The organism is Bradyrhizobium sp. CCGB20 (assembly GCF_024199855.1).
GTDB lineage: Bacteria > Pseudomonadota > Alphaproteobacteria > Rhizobiales > Xanthobacteraceae > Bradyrhizobium.
Genome location: NZ_JANADN010000001.1, coordinates 4,011,823 through 4,029,783, shown reverse-complemented (window position 1 = coordinate 4,029,783; position 17,961 = coordinate 4,011,823). Strand labels below are relative to the sequence as shown.

The 17,961-nt window shown below is 63.5% G+C and carries 11 protein-coding genes; 6 read left to right on the top strand and 5 right to left on the bottom strand.

Annotation, left to right across the window (positions count from 1 at the left end; translation table 11 throughout):
• Positions 1-18: 18 nt before the first annotated feature.
• The 4 genes from NLM15_RS18400 to NLM15_RS18385 form a co-directional block, all read right to left on the bottom strand.
• Positions 19-1,221, bottom strand: coding sequence for an ABC transporter substrate-binding protein (locus tag NLM15_RS18400; protein WP_254118477.1), 1,203 nt, complete (start codon positions 1,219-1,221; stop codon positions 19-21).
• Between the two features lie 75 nt (positions 1,222-1,296).
• Entirely contained in the window at positions 1,297-1,881 is a 585-nt protein-coding gene (locus NLM15_RS18395; protein ID WP_254118476.1) for an amino acid synthesis family protein, read from the bottom strand.
• 15 nt (positions 1,882-1,896) lie between these two features.
• Complete coding sequence (locus NLM15_RS18390) at positions 1,897-2,790, bottom strand: UPF0280 family protein (protein ID WP_254118475.1); 894 nt, start codon at positions 2,788-2,790, stop codon at positions 1,897-1,899.
• Entirely contained in the window at positions 2,787-4,244 is a 1,458-nt protein-coding gene (locus NLM15_RS18385; RefSeq protein WP_254118474.1) for a 6-hydroxynicotinate reductase, read from the bottom strand. Before NLM15_RS18385 ends, NLM15_RS18390 begins: the two co-directional genes overlap by 4 nt.
• A gap of 259 nt (positions 4,245-4,503) precedes the next feature.
• Between NLM15_RS18385 and NLM15_RS18380 the strand changes: the two genes are divergently transcribed.
• Positions 4,504-4,986, top strand: coding sequence for a (2Fe-2S)-binding protein (locus tag NLM15_RS18380; RefSeq protein ID WP_254118473.1), 483 nt, complete (start codon positions 4,504-4,506; stop codon positions 4,984-4,986).
• Positions 4,986-8,507 (top strand): molybdopterin cofactor-binding domain-containing protein, encoded by a 3,522-nt coding sequence (locus NLM15_RS18375; RefSeq protein WP_254118472.1) that lies wholly within the window; start codon positions 4,986-4,988, stop codon positions 8,505-8,507. Before NLM15_RS18380 ends, NLM15_RS18375 begins: the two co-directional genes overlap by 1 nt.
• Positions 8,508-8,746: 239 nt before the next feature.
• Here the strand turns inward: NLM15_RS18375 and NLM15_RS18370 are convergent, their stop codons facing one another.
• Positions 8,747-9,715, bottom strand: a complete 969-nt coding sequence (locus NLM15_RS18370) for a catechol 2,3-dioxygenase (RefSeq protein ID WP_063684575.1) — start codon at positions 9,713-9,715, stop codon at positions 8,747-8,749.
• A gap of 438 nt (positions 9,716-10,153) precedes the next feature.
• Here NLM15_RS18370 and NLM15_RS18365 point away from each other — a divergent pair, with 438 nt between their 5' ends.
• The 4 genes from NLM15_RS18365 (at position 10,154) to NLM15_RS18350 (ending at position 17,776) form a co-directional block, all read left to right on the top strand.
• Entirely contained in the window at positions 10,154-11,890 is a 1,737-nt protein-coding gene (locus NLM15_RS18365) for an ATP-binding protein (protein ID WP_254118471.1), read from the top strand.
• Between the two features lie 264 nt (positions 11,891-12,154).
• Positions 12,155-15,049 (top strand): AAA family ATPase, encoded by a 2,895-nt coding sequence (locus NLM15_RS18360; RefSeq protein WP_254118470.1) that lies wholly within the window; start codon positions 12,155-12,157, stop codon positions 15,047-15,049.
• Positions 15,050-15,320: 271 nt separating this feature from the next.
• Positions 15,321-17,081 carry a di-heme-cytochrome C peroxidase gene (locus NLM15_RS18355; RefSeq protein ID WP_254118469.1) on the top strand — a complete coding sequence of 587 codons (1,761 nt, stop codon included), beginning with the start codon at positions 15,321-15,323 and terminating at the stop codon, positions 17,079-17,081.
• 113 nt (positions 17,082-17,194) lie between these two features.
• Positions 17,195-17,776, top strand: a complete 582-nt coding sequence (locus tag NLM15_RS18350; RefSeq protein ID WP_254118468.1) for a peroxidase-related enzyme — start codon at positions 17,195-17,197, stop codon at positions 17,774-17,776.
• Positions 17,777-17,961: the final 185 nt, after the last annotated feature.

Sequence of the window (17,961 nt, the reverse complement as noted above, 5' to 3'; positions counted from 1 at the left end):
CCCCGGTCTCTCGATGCATCAATCCTTCGGACGCAGCTTATCGACTTCGGCGTCGCTGGGCAGATAGTCCGAGCCCTTCTTGTAGGTGGAGTCCACCATCACGCCCTTGCCGTCCTTCTGCGCGGTCTTGCCGACATAGGCACCGAGCGTCGACTGGTGGTCGATCTTGCGGAAGGTGATCTCACCGAACGGCGACGGCATCGACAGCCCCTCCGTGGCGGCAATCAGCTTCTCCGGGTCGGTCGAGCCGGCCTTCGCGAGGATCGCGGCGGCCGCCTTGATGGTCTGGTAGCCGACGATCGAGCCCAGGCGCGGATAATCGTTGTACTTGGCCTGGTAGGCCTTCAGGAACGCGTCATGCTCGGGCGTCTTGATCGAGTACCAGGGGTAGCCGGTGACGATCCAGCCCTCGGGCGTCTCGTCCTTGAGCGGATCGAGATATTCCGGCTCGCCGGTCAGGAACGAGACCACCTCGCGTCCCTTGAACAGGCCACGGGTGTTGCCTTCACGCACGAGCTTCACGAGGTCGGCGCCGAAGGTGACGTTGAGGATCGCTTCGGGATTGGCGGCGGCAACCGCCTGCACCACCGGGCCTGCGTCGATCTTGCCCTGCGGCGGCCATTGCTCGTCGACCCACTGGATGTCGGGGCGCTTCTCCGACATCAGCTTCTTGAACACCGCGACCGCGGACTGGCCATATTCATAGTTCGGCGCGATGGTCGCCCAGCGCTTGGCCGGCAGCTTGCTGGCGGCTTCCACCAGCATCGCAGCCTGCATGTAGTTCGAAGGCCGCAGGCGGAAGGTGTATTTGTTGCCCTTCGACCAGGTGATGGCGTCCGTCAGCGGCTCGGCCGCGAGGAAGAACACCTTCTTCTGGTTGGCGAAGTCGCTGACGGCAAGGCCAATGTTCGACAGGAACGTGCCCGTCAGCATCGCCACGCCCTCGCTCGACACCAGCTCGTTGGCCGCGGTCTGCGCATCTGCCGGCTTGCCGCCGTCGTCCTTGGAGATGACGACGAGCTTCTTGCCGTTGATGCCGCCGGCCGCGTTGATCTCCTCGACCGCGAGCTGCCAGCCCTTGCGATAGGGCTCGGTGAACGCCGGCAGCAGCGAATAGCTGTTGATCTCGCCGATCTTGATGTCCTGCGCCATGGCCGAATGAGCCATGCCGCCCGCCAGAAGCGCGAAGGCCGCGCCGACGAAGTAATTTCTTGCTCGCATCCCAACCTCCAGTTTTGAACGTCTATGTCTCGACCATGATCCGGGAAGCCGTGCCCGCCTCCCCCGGATCATGCCTCATCTCAAACCGTCTTCGCCCTTCACTTCCGCAACCGTCAGCCCGCCGACGCGCGGCAAGGGGCGCCCGCTGTCGGTGACGGCGACCGCGACCATGATCTCGTTGGCGCGCGGCGCGTCGTTGATCTGCACTTCCATGCCGTCGAAATGACTGCGTACGAAGGCCGCGTCCTTGTGCCCGAGCGGAATGTCCAGCGTCGTGCCGGGACCGCTGCGCTTCTTGGACGACGGAATCAGCGCCGCGCCCTTGCTCAAAACCTTGCGCACTGGCGCGCCCATCTTCGGGTGCAGGATGGCGGCGGCGTGCTCCAGCTCGCCGTTCTCGCCGACGGCGGCAGCCTTGCCATAGCTCTGCGCCTTCGAACCGTCGATGCCGAGCGCCGCCACCGCGCGCTTCGACAAGAGCTCGCCGAGCTCCTCACCGATCGCGATCAGCGGCGACAGGTCCTCGACATATTGACCGGCAAAGGGATTTTCGATCACGGCGATCGCCGCCGCGCGCCGGGTCGGCGGCGAGACCTGGCGGCCCATCTCCATCTGCGTCTCTTCGACGACGGTGACGATCTTGCGGATGATCGCGCTCATGTTTCGCTTCCCTGTTCAGGCAACCGCGTTCTCCAGCACGAGCGGGCGCGACCGTTGCTCTTCTATATCCTTAGGTCCGATGACAAGCATATCACCACAAAGCCTGAGCATGGCACCCTCGATCAATCCGCGATCGAACAATTGCCGTGCACATTCCGCGCCAGATTCCAGCGCGGCGACGATCTCGTTCTGCGACAATTTCCCGACGTCGCAAGTGACAAGGCGCGCGCCGAGATCGCTGTCGGGCTGAAGCTCGTTCGCGGGTTGCCGCGCGATGGCTGGATGGCCGGGCAGATCGACGGCATTGGCGATGACAGTCGCCGCCGCGTCGGCTTGCGATGCCGTCGCTGCCAGCACCGTCACCGCATCGGCGATGCCGAGCGAAAAGCTGCGGCCATGGCGACCGCTGGTCGCGATACCGCGGACCGGATCATCCGAATCGACCCTCATCGCCCGCATCACACCGTCACGATCAGGGCGATCCATCAGACCGACCGAAAAGTGCTCGCCTTCTCCGAGATGGAGTGCGATGTCGCCGCCATTGTTGACATAGGCCTGATCAAGCGTCGCAGCGGCCAGCATGGCGCCCAGAATTTCCTCCGCCACACTGCCTGCAACCGCCGCCATCGGCGTGATGAAGCAATCAGCCGCATAAGGCGCGACGGCGGCGTGCATCCGGCGGGCCACCACGCCCTTCAGCGACGTCTGTGCCTTGGCGCCCGACCGCAACTCCGGCAGTTCCGCGCAGAGTTCGTCGAGCAGCCCGGTGAACCGGCGTGCCGCAGCCTCATAGGCCGCACGCACCGCGTCCGTACGCCCCCTCGCCTCGACGATCAGATCAATCGGTCCATCCTGCAAATGCAGCCGCCGGCCATCAGACAGCAATGCGATTTGCGGGAGCCTTGTCATGCCCGCGGTCCCGGAATCGGGTTCTGCCAGGGCAATTGGCGAACGTCTTCGCCGTTCTGCACTTCGGAGAGCGGTTTGACATAATCCATGTGGCCGCCGAGCGCGGCGTAATCCGACAGCTTCATCGTGAACTCGATCGGCGCGACCAGCGCCGGCGTAGGAACATAACCGAACGCACCTGAAGGCATCTGCGTCACATCGACCATGTAGGTGATGCCGCCGCCCGGCCAGACATAGACCGGCGCGCCGCCGCTGGTGACCCGCGTCAGCGCGTCCTTCACCGAGCGCGTCAGCCGCACCGGATTGTCGGTGACACCCGCGCGCAGCGAGCCGCCGGCGCCGGCCATGAACAGCACCGTGCACAAGGCCGGCTCGCAATTCTCCTGAATGCGCTCGACAGAGAATTTCAGATCATCAGGCATCTCGGTCTCGACCGGCTTCAAGGCCTCGTCGAGCACATAGTAAGAGGAATGCTCGCCGGTCGTGGAGACCATCAGCATCGACAGGCCCGCCTTGGCTTCCTTGGCGTCGAACGGCCCGAGGATCGACAGCGGATCGGAGATGTTGGTGCCGCCCCAGCCGGTGCCGGGATCGGCGACCTGGAAATAGCGGCCGGGCGTCGAGCGGCGGCCCTTCATCTTGATACCGGTGTCGGCGATGTCGAGCAGCTTGCCGGCCTGGTGCTCCGAGAGCACACCGGTGATGTGGTCGTCGACGACGACGACCTCGTCGACCTTGCCGTGCCATTGCTTGGCGAACATGCCGATCGTCGCCGAGCCGCAGCCGACCCGCATGCGCTCTTCTTTCATGCCGTTGACGATCGGCGGCTGGCCGGCCTGCACCACCACGCTCGCGCCGCCGTCGATGGTGAGCTCCACCGCCTTGCAATTGGCGAGGTCCATCAGCGTGTCGCAGGTGACGCGCCCCTCCTTCTTGGAGCCGCCGGTGAGATGATGCACGCCGCCCAGCGACAGCATCTGCGAGCCGTATTCGCTGGTCGTGACGTGGCCCACCGCCTCGCCTTGCGCGCGAACGGTCGCGGTCTCCGGTCCGAGATAGCGGTCGGTGTCGATCTTCACCTTGATGCCGCAATAGGAGAAGATGCCCTCGGTGACGACGGTCACCATGTCGACGCCATCGACCTCCGCGGAGACGATGAACGGCGCCGGCTTGTAGTCGGGATAGGTCGTGCCCGCGCCGATCGCGGTGACGAAGGTTGAGGGTTCGTGGACGATCTTGCCGTCCCAGTCTTCGGTGCGGCTGAACGGCACCAGCTGGCCGCCATGCGAGACGGTACGCTCCAGGATCACATGCGGGTCGACGCGAACGAGCTTGCCGTCGTGATTGGCGTAGCGATCGCACGCGCCCGCCGCGCCCGGCTTGATGTAGCACATCACCGGACAGGCATCGCAGCGGATCTTGTCGATGGCAGCGCTCGTTGTTTCTATCACCATGCCAGAGCCAGCGGGACCTGCGGTTATCATTCGTATACGAACGATGTTGCGCGCGGTCCCGAAGCCTGTCAAGCGGCGGTGCGGCGCAAAAGATGCGGCTGCCGCATAAAACCTCATTTGCCTATCCGCTTTGTCCACAAAGAGGGCAGTCGCGCTGCAGTGCGGCATGCACGGCTTGCACGTTTGTGTACAAACGGTATCGTCGCGACGTAGAATTTTGCGCGGGGCTTGGAATTTTTACGCGGGCTTGGGAACGAGGATGACGCAGACACCGATCCGCCTCACCGTGAACGGCGAGATCCACGAGGTCACAGCGGCGCAGCAGACGCCGTTGCTCTACGTGCTGCGCAACGATCTCGCGCTCAACGGTCCGAAATACGGCTGCGGCCTCGGCGAATGCGGCACCTGCACTGTCCTGATTGACGGCGCCGCCGCGCGCTCCTGCGTGATTCCGATCGGGGGGTGCGCCGGGCGCGACATCGTGACGCTCGAAGGGCTAGGCACGCGCGACAAGCCCGATGTGGTGCAGCAGGCCTTCATCGACGAGCAGGCCGCACAATGCGGCTATTGCCTCAACGGCATGATCATGACGACCAAGGCGCTGCTTGCGATCAACCCGCAGCCGACCGAGCAGGAGGCGTTGGCGGCGCTGCGCTACAATCTCTGCCGCTGCGGCACCCATGTCGAAATCCTGCGCGCGGTGATGCGCGCATCGGGTCAGCTCGCCGAGGCCGCGGATTGATGGCCTCCCCTGCCTCGAACGGAGCTGAGCGGCCATCCGGTTCGCTCGTCGTCGTCCGCACCGTGGACGAGATCACATCCGAGACATTCGTCCGCATCACCGCGGACGGCTCGGTCACGGCCTATAACGGTCACGTCGATCTGGGCACCGGCATCCGCACGGCGCTCGGCCAGATCGTCGCCGAAGAACTCGACGTGTCCTTCGCGCGCGTCGTCGTCGTGCTCGGCGATACCGCATTGGTGCCGAACCAGGGCGCGACGATCGCCAGCGAAACCATCCAGATCACCGCCGTTCCCCTTCGCAAGGCCGCAGCCCAGGCGCGGCACTTTTTGATCGCGCGCGCGGCGGAGCGGCTGGAGCTGCCCGCCTCGGAGCTGAAGATCGAGGACGGCCTCGTCCGCGGGCATAATCGCAGCGTCAGCTATGGCGAGCTGATCGGCGGCGAGACCATTCGCCTCGAGCTTGCCGACGATGTCGCGGTCAAGCCCGTCGGCGATTACGCCATCGTCGGCCAGTCGATGCCGCGCGTCGACCTCCCCGCCAAGGCCACGGGCGAGCTGACCTTCGTGCACGACATCCGCGTCCCCGGCATGCTGCACGGCCGCGTGGTGCGCCCGCCCTATGCCGGCCTCGATGCCGGCCCGTTCGTCGGCACCAGCCTGATCGCCGTCGACGAGGCCTCGGTACGTGACATTCCCGGCTTGGTGGCCGTGGTGCGCATCGGCGATTTCGTCGGCGTCGTTGCCGAGCGCGAGGAGAACGCGATCCGCGCCGCGGAGCAGCTCGCGGTGAGCTGGAAGCCAACGCCTGATCTGACCGATCTCGCCGACGTCGAGACCGCGCTCCGCGCCAACCCGTCGACGCCGCGCACGCTGATTGACAAGGGCGACGTCACCGCGGCGATATCGGGCGCCGCCAAGCCGATGCCGCGCACTTACGTCTGGCCGTATCAGATGCACGCCTCGATCGGCCCGTCCTGCGCGGTCGCCGATGTCCAGGACGGCAACATCCGCGTCTGGTCCGGCACGCAGAATCCGCACATTCTGCGCAGCGATCTCGCGCTCCTGATCGAGCGGCCCGAGAGCGAGATCGAGGTGATCCGCCTCGAAGCCGCCGGCTGCTACGGCCGCAACTGCGCCGATGACGTGACCGCGGATGCGCTGCTGCTGTCGCGCGCGGTCGGCCAGCCCGTGCGCGTGCAGCTGACGCGCGAGCAGGAACACGCCTGGGAGCCCAAGGGCACCGCGCAGCTCATTGACGTCAATGGCGGTCTCGATGCCGACGGCGGTATCGCCGGTTACGATCTCGCCACGCGCTATCCGTCGAACGCCGCGCCGACCCTGGCGCTGCTGCTGACGGGGCGCATCTCGCCCGAGCCTGCCGTGCTCCAGATGGGCGACCGCACCGCGATCCCGCCTTACGACTACGACCACATGCGCGTCGTCGCCCACGACATGGCGCCGATCGTGCGCGCCTCCTGGTTTCGCGGAGTCTCGGCGCTGCCGAACACGTTTGCGCATGAATCCTATATCGACGAGGCCGCGACCGAGGCCGGCGTCGATCCCATCGAGTACCGCCTGCGCTATCTGAAGGACCAGCGCGCCGTCGATCTCGTCAACGCGGTGGCCGAGCGCGCGGGCTGGACGCCGCGGCCGGTGCGCGAGGAGAAGGACGGCGAGGTCGTGCACGGGCGCGGCTTTGCCTATGCGCTCTATGTCCACAGCAAATTTCCCGGCTATGGCGCAGCCTGGTCGGCCTGGGTGACCGACGTTGCGGTGAACAAGTCCACCGGCGACGTCAGCGTCACGCGCGTTGTTGCCGGGCAGGACTCCGGCCTGATGATCAATCCGGACGGCGTGCGGCACCAGATCCACGGCAACGTCATCCAGTCCACCAGCCGCGCGTTGATGGAAGAACTGTCGTTCGAGCGCGGCGCAGTCGCAGCGCGCGAATGGGGCGCCTATCCGATCATCCCCTTCCCCGACGTGCCCAAAATCGACGTGCTGCTGTTGCCGCGACAGGACCAGCCGCCACTGGGCGTGGGAGAGTCCGCCTCGGTGCCGAGCGCGGCGGCGATCGCGAACGCGATCTTCGATGCGACCGGCGTGCGCTTCCGCGAGCCGCCGTTCACGCCCGAGCGCATTCTGAAGGGGCTGCACGGCGAAACATCGCCTGTGGCGCAGGCTCTCCCCGCTCCTGCGACACCGCAGCCGTCGCGCATCTGGGAGAATCCCTTCGCCAAGCGCGCCGGCATCTTCGCGACGATCGCAGCCGTCTGCACCGCCGCGATCGGCATCGGCGCCGCGCTGCTGCCGGGACGCGCTATCGCGCCGATCGCGCGGCCCGATGCGTCGGTCTATTCCGCCGCGACGATCGCGCGCGGCCAGCAACTCGCGGCACTCGGCAATTGCGCGGAGTGCCACACCACGATCGGGGGCGTGCCCAACGCCGGCGGCCGCGCGCTGGAAACGCCGTTCGGCACGATCTACAGCACCAACATCACACCCGACGTCGAGACCGGTATCGGCGCCTGGTCCTATCCGGCGTTCGAACGCGCGATGCGCGACGGGCTGCATCGCGATGGCCGGCAGCTCTATCCCGCCTTCCCTTACACGCACTTCGCGAAGACTGGCGATGCCGACCTTCAGGCGCTCTATGCTTACCTGATGGCGCAGCCGGCAGTACATGCGAAGGCACCTGCGAACGCGCTCGCCTTCCCGTTCAATCTTCGCCCGCTACTTGCGGGATGGAATGCGCTGTTCCATCAGAGCAAAGAGTTCAAGCCCGATCCCGCCAAATCCGAGCAATGGAATCGCGGCGCCTATCTCGTCGAGAGCCTCGGCCATTGCAGCGGCTGCCATTCGCCGCGCAACGCGCTCGGCGCGGAGCAACGCGAGGCCTATCTCGCAGGCGGATTTGCCGAAGGCTGGGAAGCGCCGGCGCTGACCTCGCTCTCACGCGCACCGATCCCATGGAGCGAGGACGAGCTCTACGCCTATTTGCGCACCGGCCATTCGCGCTATCACGGCGTGGCCGCCGGCCCGATGGCGCCTGTCGTCAGGGACCTGAAGGCGCTGCCCGACCCCGACATCCGCGCGATGGCGGTCTATCTCAACTCGTTCAACGACACGGCCGCACCGACGCCGGATTCACTCGCCGCGAAGCTCGAAGCCGCGACCCAAGTCACCGTGGCCTCGTCCCCCGGCGCGCGGCTCTATCAGGGCGCCTGCGCCGTCTGCCACGAAGTCGGCGGCCTGCCGCTGTTCGGCAGCCGGCCCTCGCTCGCGCTCAACAGCAATCTGCACAGCGCGACCTCGGACAATCTCGTGCAGGTCGTCCTGCACGGCATCGCCGAGCCCGTCTCCAGCGACCTCGGCTACATGCCGGCGTTCAGGAACAGCATGAGCGATGCGCAGGTCGAAGAACTCGTCACCTTCCTGCGCAAACAGTTCGCACCGGACAAGCCGGCATGGACTGGCGTACGCGAGACCGTCGCACGGGTGCGAGCGTCGGCGCACTGAGACAATACGAAGGCGTGGCTAGAAGCTCGTCTGCGGCCCATCCTTCGAGACGCCCGCTTTGCGGGCTCCTCAGGATGAGGACGGAGGGCGTGGCGGCGATTTCAACAGGGAGAAGCTGTTCAGCCTCATCCTGAGGAGACCGCGGAGCGGTCGTCTCGAAGGACGAGGCGCTTGCTCAGGCCCCGCCAAGCTCATATGCGATGGCCCTGCCACAAAGGGAACGGAGAGAGCGCTGATGCTCACCCGTGCTTCTTCGCCTCCACCGGCGGCGTACCGTGGGTGTGGAAGGACTCGATCGTCTTCAGGCCCCACGCCTGGCCCTTCTTGCGCTCCTCCTCGGTCCACACGATCGGCTTCCAGTCGGGCGCGAGGATGAGGCGCGCGCCAGCATTGGCGACCTCGACGCGGTTGCCGCCGGGCTCGTAGACGTAGAGGAAGAAGGTCTGCTGGATCGCGTGCTTGTGCGGACCGGTCTCGATATGCACGCCGTTCTCCAGGAAGATGTCCGCGGCGCGAAGAATCTCCTCGCGACTGTCCAGCGCGTAGGTGACGTGGTGGAAGCGGCCGGGCGTGCCGGAATGATCCAGCGAATAGGCGAAATCGTAGCTCTTGTTCGACATCGTGAGCCACATCGCAGCTTCCCGCCCGTCGTTGAGAACGATCTGCTCGGTGAGGCGGCAGCCGAGATAGTTCTCGAAGAACTCGCGGTTGGCCTTGATGTCGACGGCGAGGCAGTTGAGATGATCGAGCCGGCGGACATTGACGCCACGCGCGGGAAAACGCTGCGCCTGGTTCTTCAACGCGGGCTTCAGCTCCGGCGGCGCCTGATACCATTCGGTCTCGTAATAGAGCTCGACGATGTGTCCGTCAGGGTCGCGGCAGCGGAAGGTCGGCCCCTGCCCCATGTCGCCGTCAATCCAGCCGATGTCGAAGCCCGAGCCCTTCAGCGCGGCGACGCGACGCTCCAGCGCCTGCTGGCTGCGCGCGCGTAGCGCCATGTGCTCCATGCCTGATGTCTTGGAGGCCGTGAGCTTGAGCGAATAGCGCTCGTAATCGTCCCAGCCGCGCAAGTACACGGACTCGCCCTTCTGACCGCTCACGGTCATGCCCATGACGTCGACGAAGAATTTCAGGCTCTCGTCGGGCTTGGGCGTCAGCAGCTCCATGTGGCCGAGATGAGCAAGATCGAGGATCGGTTCGGGCTGCATGCTTTCCTCCAGGCGTGGCTGCGATCCGCCGGACCGGATCGCGCAATCGGACGCAAGGCTGCAAACGCGCTCAGGCGTCCGGGGGCGGCATCCAGGCCGCCGGTTCATTTGTACTAATGTACAAATGATTAGGTCCCGTCAACAAATCAAACATCCCGCCCGATCGAACGCCGCACCATCCAGGATGACGACCTTTCCCCGAACGATGGAACCGACTGGCCGAATGGTAAAATCTTCCTTAAGCGCTTTCGGGCCCGCCAGCCCAGAAAAACAGCATTTTCGGGCCGCCTTCGGCCAGAAGTATGCATTGGGGACAAACCTAGCATCCGAATTGTCGCGGATTTAACGAAGCGTCGGCGCCCGCCGTTTAACCGTTTGTGCAGCGACGGCCGCGCATAGTCCGGTGCAAACCCCTTGCTCTTGTCAGGTTCATTCATCGTGACATCCTTTGGACGCGTGATTTCGGTACGCGGGTCGCTCGCCCGGGTCGGCCTGCTGGCGGAAAGCCGGATGCCGGTCTCGGAAGTTCGGGCCACCGTCGGCCGTTTCGTCAGCATCCGCTGCGCCAGCTCGGTCATCGTCGCCATGATCACCGAGGTGTCCTGCGAGAACCTCTCGAGCCCCGACTACATCGCCATCGCGTCGGTCGACCTGCTCGGCGAAATTCTCAATGCCGCGGACAAGGCCAAGTTTCAGCGCGGCGTCACCAACTATCCGACCATCGGCGATGCGGTCGACCTGATCACCAGCCAGGAGCTGCGCACGATCTACGCGCCGACCGGCTCGGACCAGATCAATGTCGGCTTCCTCCAGCAGGACCGCTCGGTCGTCGCCTATGTCGACATCGAGGAAATGCTGTCCAAGCACTTCGCGGTGCTGGGATCGACCGGCGTCGGCAAATCGACCGGCGTGTCGCTGCTGCTCAACGAGATCCTGAAGGCGCGGCCGAACCTGCGCATCTTCCTGCTCGACGTCCACAACGAATATGGCCGCTGCTTCGGCGATCGCGCTCTGGTGCTCAACCCGCGGAACCTGAAGCTGCCGTTCTGGCTGTTCAACTTCGAAGAGATCGTCGACGTGCTGTTCGGCGGCCGCGCCGGCGTGCCCGAGGAGCTCGACATCCTCGCCGAGGTCATCCCGCTCGCCAAGGGCGTCTACACCCAATACCAGAACGCCGACCGCATCGGCCTGAAGCGCATCGATCCCAAGCAGGTCGGCTACACCGTCGACACGCCGGTGCCGTACCGCCTCGTCGACCTGATGTCGCTGATCGACGAGCGCATGGGCAAGCTCGAGAACCGCTCCTCGCGCATCATCTATCACAAGCTGATCTCGCGCATCGAGGCCGTGCGCAACGACCCGCGCTACGCCTTCATGTTCGACAACGCCAATGTCGGCGGCGACACCATGGCCGAGGTGATCAGCCATCTGTTCCGCCTGCCGGCCAACGGCAAGCCGATGACGGTGATGCAGCTCGCCGGCTTCCCGGCCGAAGTCATCGACTCCGTCGTGTCCGTTCTCTGCCGCATGGCCTTCGACTTCGGCCTGTGGAGCGACGGCGTCTCGCCGCTGCTGTTCGTCTGCGAAGAGGCGCACCGTTATGCCTCCGCCGACCGCAACATCGGCTTCGGGCCGACCCGCAAGGCGGTGTCGCGCATCGCCAAGGAAGGCCGCAAATACGGCGTCTATCTCGGCCTCATCACCCAGCGTCCCGCCGAGCTCGACGCCACCATCATTTCCCAGTGCAACACGCTGTTCACGATGCGGCTGGCCAACGAGCGCGACCAGGCGCTGCTGCGTGCCGCGGTGTCGGACGCTGCCGCGAACCTCCTGTCCTTCGTGCCCTCGCTCGGCACCCGCGAGGTGCTGGCGTTCGGCGAAGGCGTCGCGCTGCCGACCCGTCTGCGCTTCAAGGAGGTGCCGCCGCACCAATTGCCGCGCGGTGAAGCCACCATCAGCAGCGTGCCGTCCGTCACCTCCGGTCACGACATGCATTTCGTCGGCGCCGTGCTCGAGCGCTGGCGCGGCGCCACCTCGCAGCGCGACGTGCCGAACGACCCCGTGTTCTCGCAGCCGCCTGCGAAGACGCTCACAACCGCCGAAGCCCCGATGCTGCAACCATCGATGGGTCTCGACCCAGACCGCTTCTCGCTGCTGAAGAAGCCGCTGCGGTAAAGACGGAGCGGCTGGGCGCACACACTGCTACCATGCCCCCGGGGGGCTTATCCGGTAGGCCGCCGCTTGTCTGTCAACATCGCCGCCTCTGGAATTTCCCGAACAGCGGGCAGCCGCGAAAGACGGGCAATGCCCCGGATATCGCGGCTCAAGGCTGCGTCTAGCGGATAGCCCAAGGCCGCGTCTCGCGGATAGCCCAAGCCTTGTCCTTCGTGCTACCGTTGCCTTTGGAGCCGGTTTGAGGACGCGGGGCGCGAGATGTCCGTGGGCGGTGCCAATATTGCGGATCGTAACATCATAACGGTGCTCGCCGTCGACATGGTGGGTTCAACTCGCCACATCGCGGCTTGCGACCCCGATGAAGCTCAAGCGTTTTTGGACCAGTGGCTGGATCACATCCGCAATTCGGTGGAGCGTCTCGGGGGACAGATCGTCCACTATGCGGGAGACGGTGGCATTGCCATATTCGGCTGGCCAACCGCGTATGAGGATCATGCGGATCGCGCGTGCATCGCAGCCTGGGACATTCAGAGTCATAGCCGGTCGACCGGCCCCAGGGGAGATCCGGTCAATTTTCGCGTCGGACTTCACTCCGGCCTGGTCGGCTTACGCATAGGCGGCAAACATGCCATCGCCCGCTTCGACGTTGCCGGAGCGACCGTGCACGTTGCTGCCAAGCTGCAGCAGGAAGCGGCCGCAGGCGAGATCAGGGTTAGTGCCGAAACCGCAGAGCTGTGCCGATCGCCACTCGACCTTACGGCACACAAGACGACTTCGGGAATCGCCGATCGGGTCATCGAGGCCTACACGCTGAATGCCCGGCCGGACGACGTCGATCACAACGAAATCGCCAGCCGCTATCAAACGCCGATCGTGAATCGGGTCGACGAACTTGCAGCGCTTCGAGAACTGCTCCCGCGCCCGGGCGGCAAAAGCTGCTCCGTCGCCCTGCTAGGCGAACCAGGTATCGGCAAGAGCCGCCTTGCGACAGCCGTAATGACCGAGGCACTGACATCCGACGTGAGATGCTGCGTCTTTTATGGCGGCGTACAAAGACGTGCCACCGCATTCGCCGCCGCCCGCAGCTTGGTGGGCGACATGCTCGCTGCAAACAGCTCATCTTCGGATGAACATATTCGCGAGGCTCTCGCGGCACTGCACGTCGAGGCAGCCGATCGCAGAAAGCTCGAAGCTCTATTCATCGTTGGAAAAACGTCCGCTCGCCAACGATTGACCGACAATACGCAAACGCAAATTGCACACGCACTCGTCAATGCCTTCCTCGCATTGGCGCTCAATAGACCAACTCTCTTGCTGATCGAAGACCTCCAGTGGATCGATCCGGAAAGCCGCCATTTCCTGAAATTACTCGCGCGCGCAAGTACCCCGCAGCCGCTTTGCATATTGCTGACCGGACGTCCGGAATCATCAAACCAGTCCATGGAAATTGCGGACGAGCTCATTCATCTGCAACCGCTGTCGCGGGCCAATATGGAGGCTATGGGACGTCAATTGTGGCCGAAATCTCGATCCCCGACCGTGTTTGCGAGAGCAATCGATCGCGCTGACGGCGTCCCCTTCGTATTGGAAGAGTTCTTGCGTTCGGCGGAGGCGACGAACGCAACGAGCGAACAATCGCTACCTCAGAGCGTCGAGTCCGTGATTCATGCGCGGCTGCAACGGCTGTCTCCGAAACTGAAGACATTCGCGCAGACGCTCAGCCTGCTGGGAGAGGAGGTAGAAATCCCATTGGCTACGACGGTGCTGGGCGTGGACGCAGGCGAGCTGCTGACTGCATTGTTCGAGCTCGCCCGATTTGCCTTTGTCCATCCGCTTGCGGGTAACTCCGTGCGTTTCCGGCATCAGATCATCGCCGAGGCCTGTGCAAACACGATACCGCGTGGCCGTCGTCTGGAGATCCACCAGGCCGCTGTCCAGGCGATCGTTCGGCGTTACCCGAATCTTGATGGACGTTACGAACAGCTGGCCTTTCATGCAGAGGAAGCCGGAGATGCTGATGCTGCACTTGGCTATCTCTGGGAGGCGGCCGTGGAAGCGCGCCGGAACGCCGCGGCCTCATCGCTCAGTTTGATATACGACCGGGCGCTCAAGCTCATCGAGCGTCTTGGGGAAGGCGCCGAAGAAAAATATGTCGACTTCGGTCGAATGAGCTTCGCTTCGATGCTTCAACTCGGCGAATTCAGAAAAGTAAATATGCATTTGCCGCGAACGTTGGAGCTGGCGCGGCGCCAAGGCAGGACTGCTCACGTGTGCAGCATCCAGTCGCAACTCGGGATGGTCTACTGGTTTGAGGGCCGGTATGAAGAAGGACTGCAAATAACGAGCGATGGATTGAAAACGGCTCGAGCGCTGAAATCGACAGCGCTGGTATTTTCAAATCAGACCATCATGGCAAATGTGCTGTACAGCATGGGCCACGTCGATCGCGCGATCGCGGCGATGGACGAACTGAATGAAATGCTCACGGGAGAACTCGAGACTGCCCGTCTCGGGACACCGGCCGGTCCGAAATGCACGGTTTTGGCATTCAGGAGCTGGTTCATGAATGCAACGGGTGAATATGCCGAGGCGCTCGGATTCGCATCGCGTGCATTGGAGATCGCAGTTCGTGAGCAGGATTCATATGGGCAAGTGCTCGCCCGCATTACGATGGGGCGAAATCTCCTCATGCTCCATCGAAATGACCAGGCTGTGGAATGCTTGTCGATTGCAAGGGAGATCGTCGAACGTAACGGCTACGATGCCAGCAAGGCCAACCTGACTGGAGCAACGGCGACAGCTCTGGCACGAACAGGCCAGGCACATCAGGCCGTCGACCTGATAGACGCCTGTATGGAGAGCGGCGCGCATCTGCGGACAGGCCAGATCGAGCTCAGCCTTCTCTACGCGGGTTACGCCGAGGCTCTCGTTCGGGACGGGAAACCCGAACGTGGTCTGAGCGCCTTGGATGCTGCTCTTTCCATCGCCAGGACCATCAGGAATCCGTGGCTGATTGTCGAATGTCTTGGCTTGAGGGCGCGACTGATCGCCGAGGCGAAGCCTGGCACCGGCCGCGTCGTGGAGGATCTCGCCGAGATGCACGCGATTTGCGATCAGTTTGGCATTGTTGCCTGGGACGGATCCCGACTCGCGGTTTAGCAAGGTCGCTCGTGTCGAGACACAGCAGCTCACGGGGGCCCGTGTCGCGGGCTCGCCGCGCTCAACGGACGTAGCATGCAATCCGGACCTCCGACTCAACGCAACGACCTTGACGGGACTTTGTCAAGAAGTACAATCTCGAACATCAGGCGGCTATTTCTGACAGCTCTCGTCGCTACCGGGCGAGCTGCATCGCCCGGCTGCGCGTATTTCACAGATTCTGGTTTCGAGAAAACAGGTGATTCAATTGTAGTTCATGGAGGGTCATGCGATGCGTCGTGTCGCTTTCCTCATTCGCGTTGCGCTGGTCGTCGCCGCAAGTTCGGGAATTGAGACCGCTCTCGCCGATCCAATATATGTCGACCAGGGCCAGAATTGGAAACCGGAAGACAGGGCTGACTACTACACGCGCGACCAAGGCTCCCGCTTAATCAACCTCACCTGGTTACGGGCATTGAAAACGAAGGACGGACAACCGTTCCTCTCGGATGGTCTGACCCGATACGGTTTTCTCCCAAATCCGGACAATAAGGCCAACCTCCCCGTCGGCCTCCACACCACGGGTCCCGCAGAGTCCCAGATGGTCGGGATAACATGCTCCGCATGTCACACGCGGCAGGTTGAAGTGGGAGGCAAGACGTACCGCATCGATGGCGGTCCGGCCTTTGTGGATTTCCAGGAGTTCCTGAGCGACCTGGACAAGGCGGTAGGAGATGTGACCGCCAGCGAACCGGCATTCGCTGAATTTGCTGCGGCCGTCTCCGAACCTGCTGCCGATGTTGCCAAACTGCGTCAGAGGGTCGATGCATGGCACCGGCGCTTTCATGCATTCGTGGCCGGTACATTGCCACCAGTTGGCTGGGGGCCTGGGCGGCTGGACGCCGTCGGGATCATCTTCAACCGTATATCCGGCACCGACATTGGGCCGCCGCCTGATTTGTTGATCAAGGAAAACATGAGGATTGCCGACGCTCCGGTGCGGTATCCTTTCCTGTGGAACTCACCGATGCAGAACCAAACCGATTGGGCCGGTTTTGTGTTGAATGGAAACCGCGTTTTCGCACTTGCCCGGAACACCGGGCAGGCTCTGGCGTTCGCCAACTTCGAACCAAAGCCTTCTTCCGGCTTATTCTTAGACTACTCCAACTCCATCAATTTCGATGGGCTGGAAAGACTCGAGAAATTGGTCTTGAAGATGGGGCCGCCAAAATGGCCACAGGAATGGGATCTCGACCAGAAACTGGCTGACGAAGGTCAAAAACTCTACCAAAGACACTGCAGTGACGGGTGTCATGAGAAGCAGGAGATACGCGTCCTGCGTGACTTGTTTGCTACAACGTGGGAGACGCCGCTCCAGAACGTCGGCACCGACACTCGTCAATTCGATGAGCTCGGTTGGAGAGTGAAGACCGGCGCGCTGAAGGGAGCAGGCACCCCGGGAGTCGCCAGGGATCTGGAGGAGGAGGATTACGCCGTCCACATGATGTTCAGCGCAGTCGCCGGTACGATTCTGAACTATAAGCTGTCTCGGGGGAGCGAGCTCGGTGCCGGTGACGGCTTTGGCTCCTTGCCACGCAACGGGCAAGTGGCGCCCGCCGCGCCCAAGTCTCCGCTAGCGTCACCGGCTCCGGCACGGGCCTCCATCGCACCGGCCAGCGCGCAACCATCGAGACCGCCGGACAGCCTGACGATCGAGCCGTGGACGTTCTTCAAGCGCACCCTCAAGAGAGGTGAATATGAAGCTCGCGTGCTGGAGGGAATTTGGGCCGCGGCGCCTTACTTGCACAACGGCTCGGTGCCGACATTGGCGGAATTGCTCGTCCCGCCCGCGAAGCGCATGTCACAATTCAAAGTTGGCGCGAGATACGACACCAAAAATGTTGGTCTTGACGTCACACAAGAGGGGCCAACCCGTCCAGCCACCGATTGCGATCACCTCAATTCAGGCAACAGCCGATGCGGGCATGACTATGGCACGCGCTTGAGCGACGACGAAAAGAAGGCACTCCTCGAATATTTGAAGACTCTTTGAGAGCCTCGCCTCTGTCTGCGCCGGCCAAGATGTAGCCGCGCATGCGCTTTGCGCGAACGACTGCGATCGACTATGTTCCGCGTTTCCCCGAGAGCCCGATCCGGAACATCGTCATGACCCCTCCTCCCTCACAACGCTTCCCCGCTCCCGCCATCGACACGCTTCCCGACGACATCCGCACACGCCTCCTCGGCGTTCAGGAAAAGAGCGGTTTCGTGCCGAACGTGTTTCTGACGCTGGCCTACCGCCCCGACGAGTTCCGCGCATTCTTCGCCTATCACGACGCGCTGATGGAGAAGGACAGCGGCCTCACCAAGGCCGAACGCGAGATGATCGTGGTCGCGACCTCGGCGGCCAACCAGTGCCAGTATTGCGTGATTGCGCACGGCGCGATCCTGCGCATCCGCGCCAAGAACCCCGTGATCGCCGACCAGGTCGCGGTGAACTACCGCAAGGCCGACATCACGCCGCGGCAGAAGGCCATGCTCGATTTCGCGATGAAGGTCTCGGCGGATGCGCAACGCATCTCCGAGGAGGATTTTGCGGCGCTCGCGCCGCACGGCTTCAGCGACGACGACATCTGGGACATCGCCGCGATCTCCGCCTTCTTCGCACTGTCGAACCGGCTGGCGAATTTCACCGGCATGCGGCCGAACGAGGAGTTCTACCTCATGGGACGCCTGCCGAAGACATAACTGAAGCGGCGACGCGACCGCCGCGATCTTTTTGAAATGGGCGAGTTCCATTTTATGACCAGCGCCTGAACCAGATGATGTCAGGCGCCGTCAACGTCGCGCATTAGGTCCTTGTCGGAGCGTGAACTTTTCGAACAGCGATGGCATCGCTCGTTCGGATAAGATGTCAACGATCACGCACCGGC

Excerpts from the sequence above, each read along its gene's own strand:
- NLM15_RS18400 (WP_254118477.1), bottom strand. The coding sequence starts at position 1,221 with ATGCGAGCAAGAAATTACTTCGTCGGCGCGGCCTTCGCGCTTCTGGCG.
- NLM15_RS18395 (WP_254118476.1), bottom strand. The coding sequence starts at position 1,881 with ATGAGCGCGATCATCCGCAAGATCGTCACCGTCGTCGAAGAGACGCAG.
- NLM15_RS18390 (WP_254118475.1), bottom strand. The coding sequence starts at position 2,790 with ATGACAAGGCTCCCGCAAATCGCATTGCTGTCTGATGGCCGGCGGCTG.
- NLM15_RS18385 (WP_254118474.1), bottom strand. The coding sequence starts at position 4,244 with ATGGTGATAGAAACAACGAGCGCTGCCATCGACAAGATCCGCTGCGAT.
- NLM15_RS18380 (WP_254118473.1), top strand. The coding sequence starts at position 4,504 with ATGACGCAGACACCGATCCGCCTCACCGTGAACGGCGAGATCCACGAG.
- NLM15_RS18375 (WP_254118472.1), top strand. The coding sequence starts at position 4,986 with ATGGCCTCCCCTGCCTCGAACGGAGCTGAGCGGCCATCCGGTTCGCTC.
- NLM15_RS18370 (WP_063684575.1), bottom strand. The coding sequence starts at position 9,715 with ATGCAGCCCGAACCGATCCTCGATCTTGCTCATCTCGGCCACATGGAG.
- NLM15_RS18355 (WP_254118469.1), top strand. The coding sequence starts at position 15,321 with ATGCGTCGTGTCGCTTTCCTCATTCGCGTTGCGCTGGTCGTCGCCGCA.
- NLM15_RS18350 (WP_254118468.1), top strand. The coding sequence starts at position 17,195 with ATGACCCCTCCTCCCTCACAACGCTTCCCCGCTCCCGCCATCGACACG.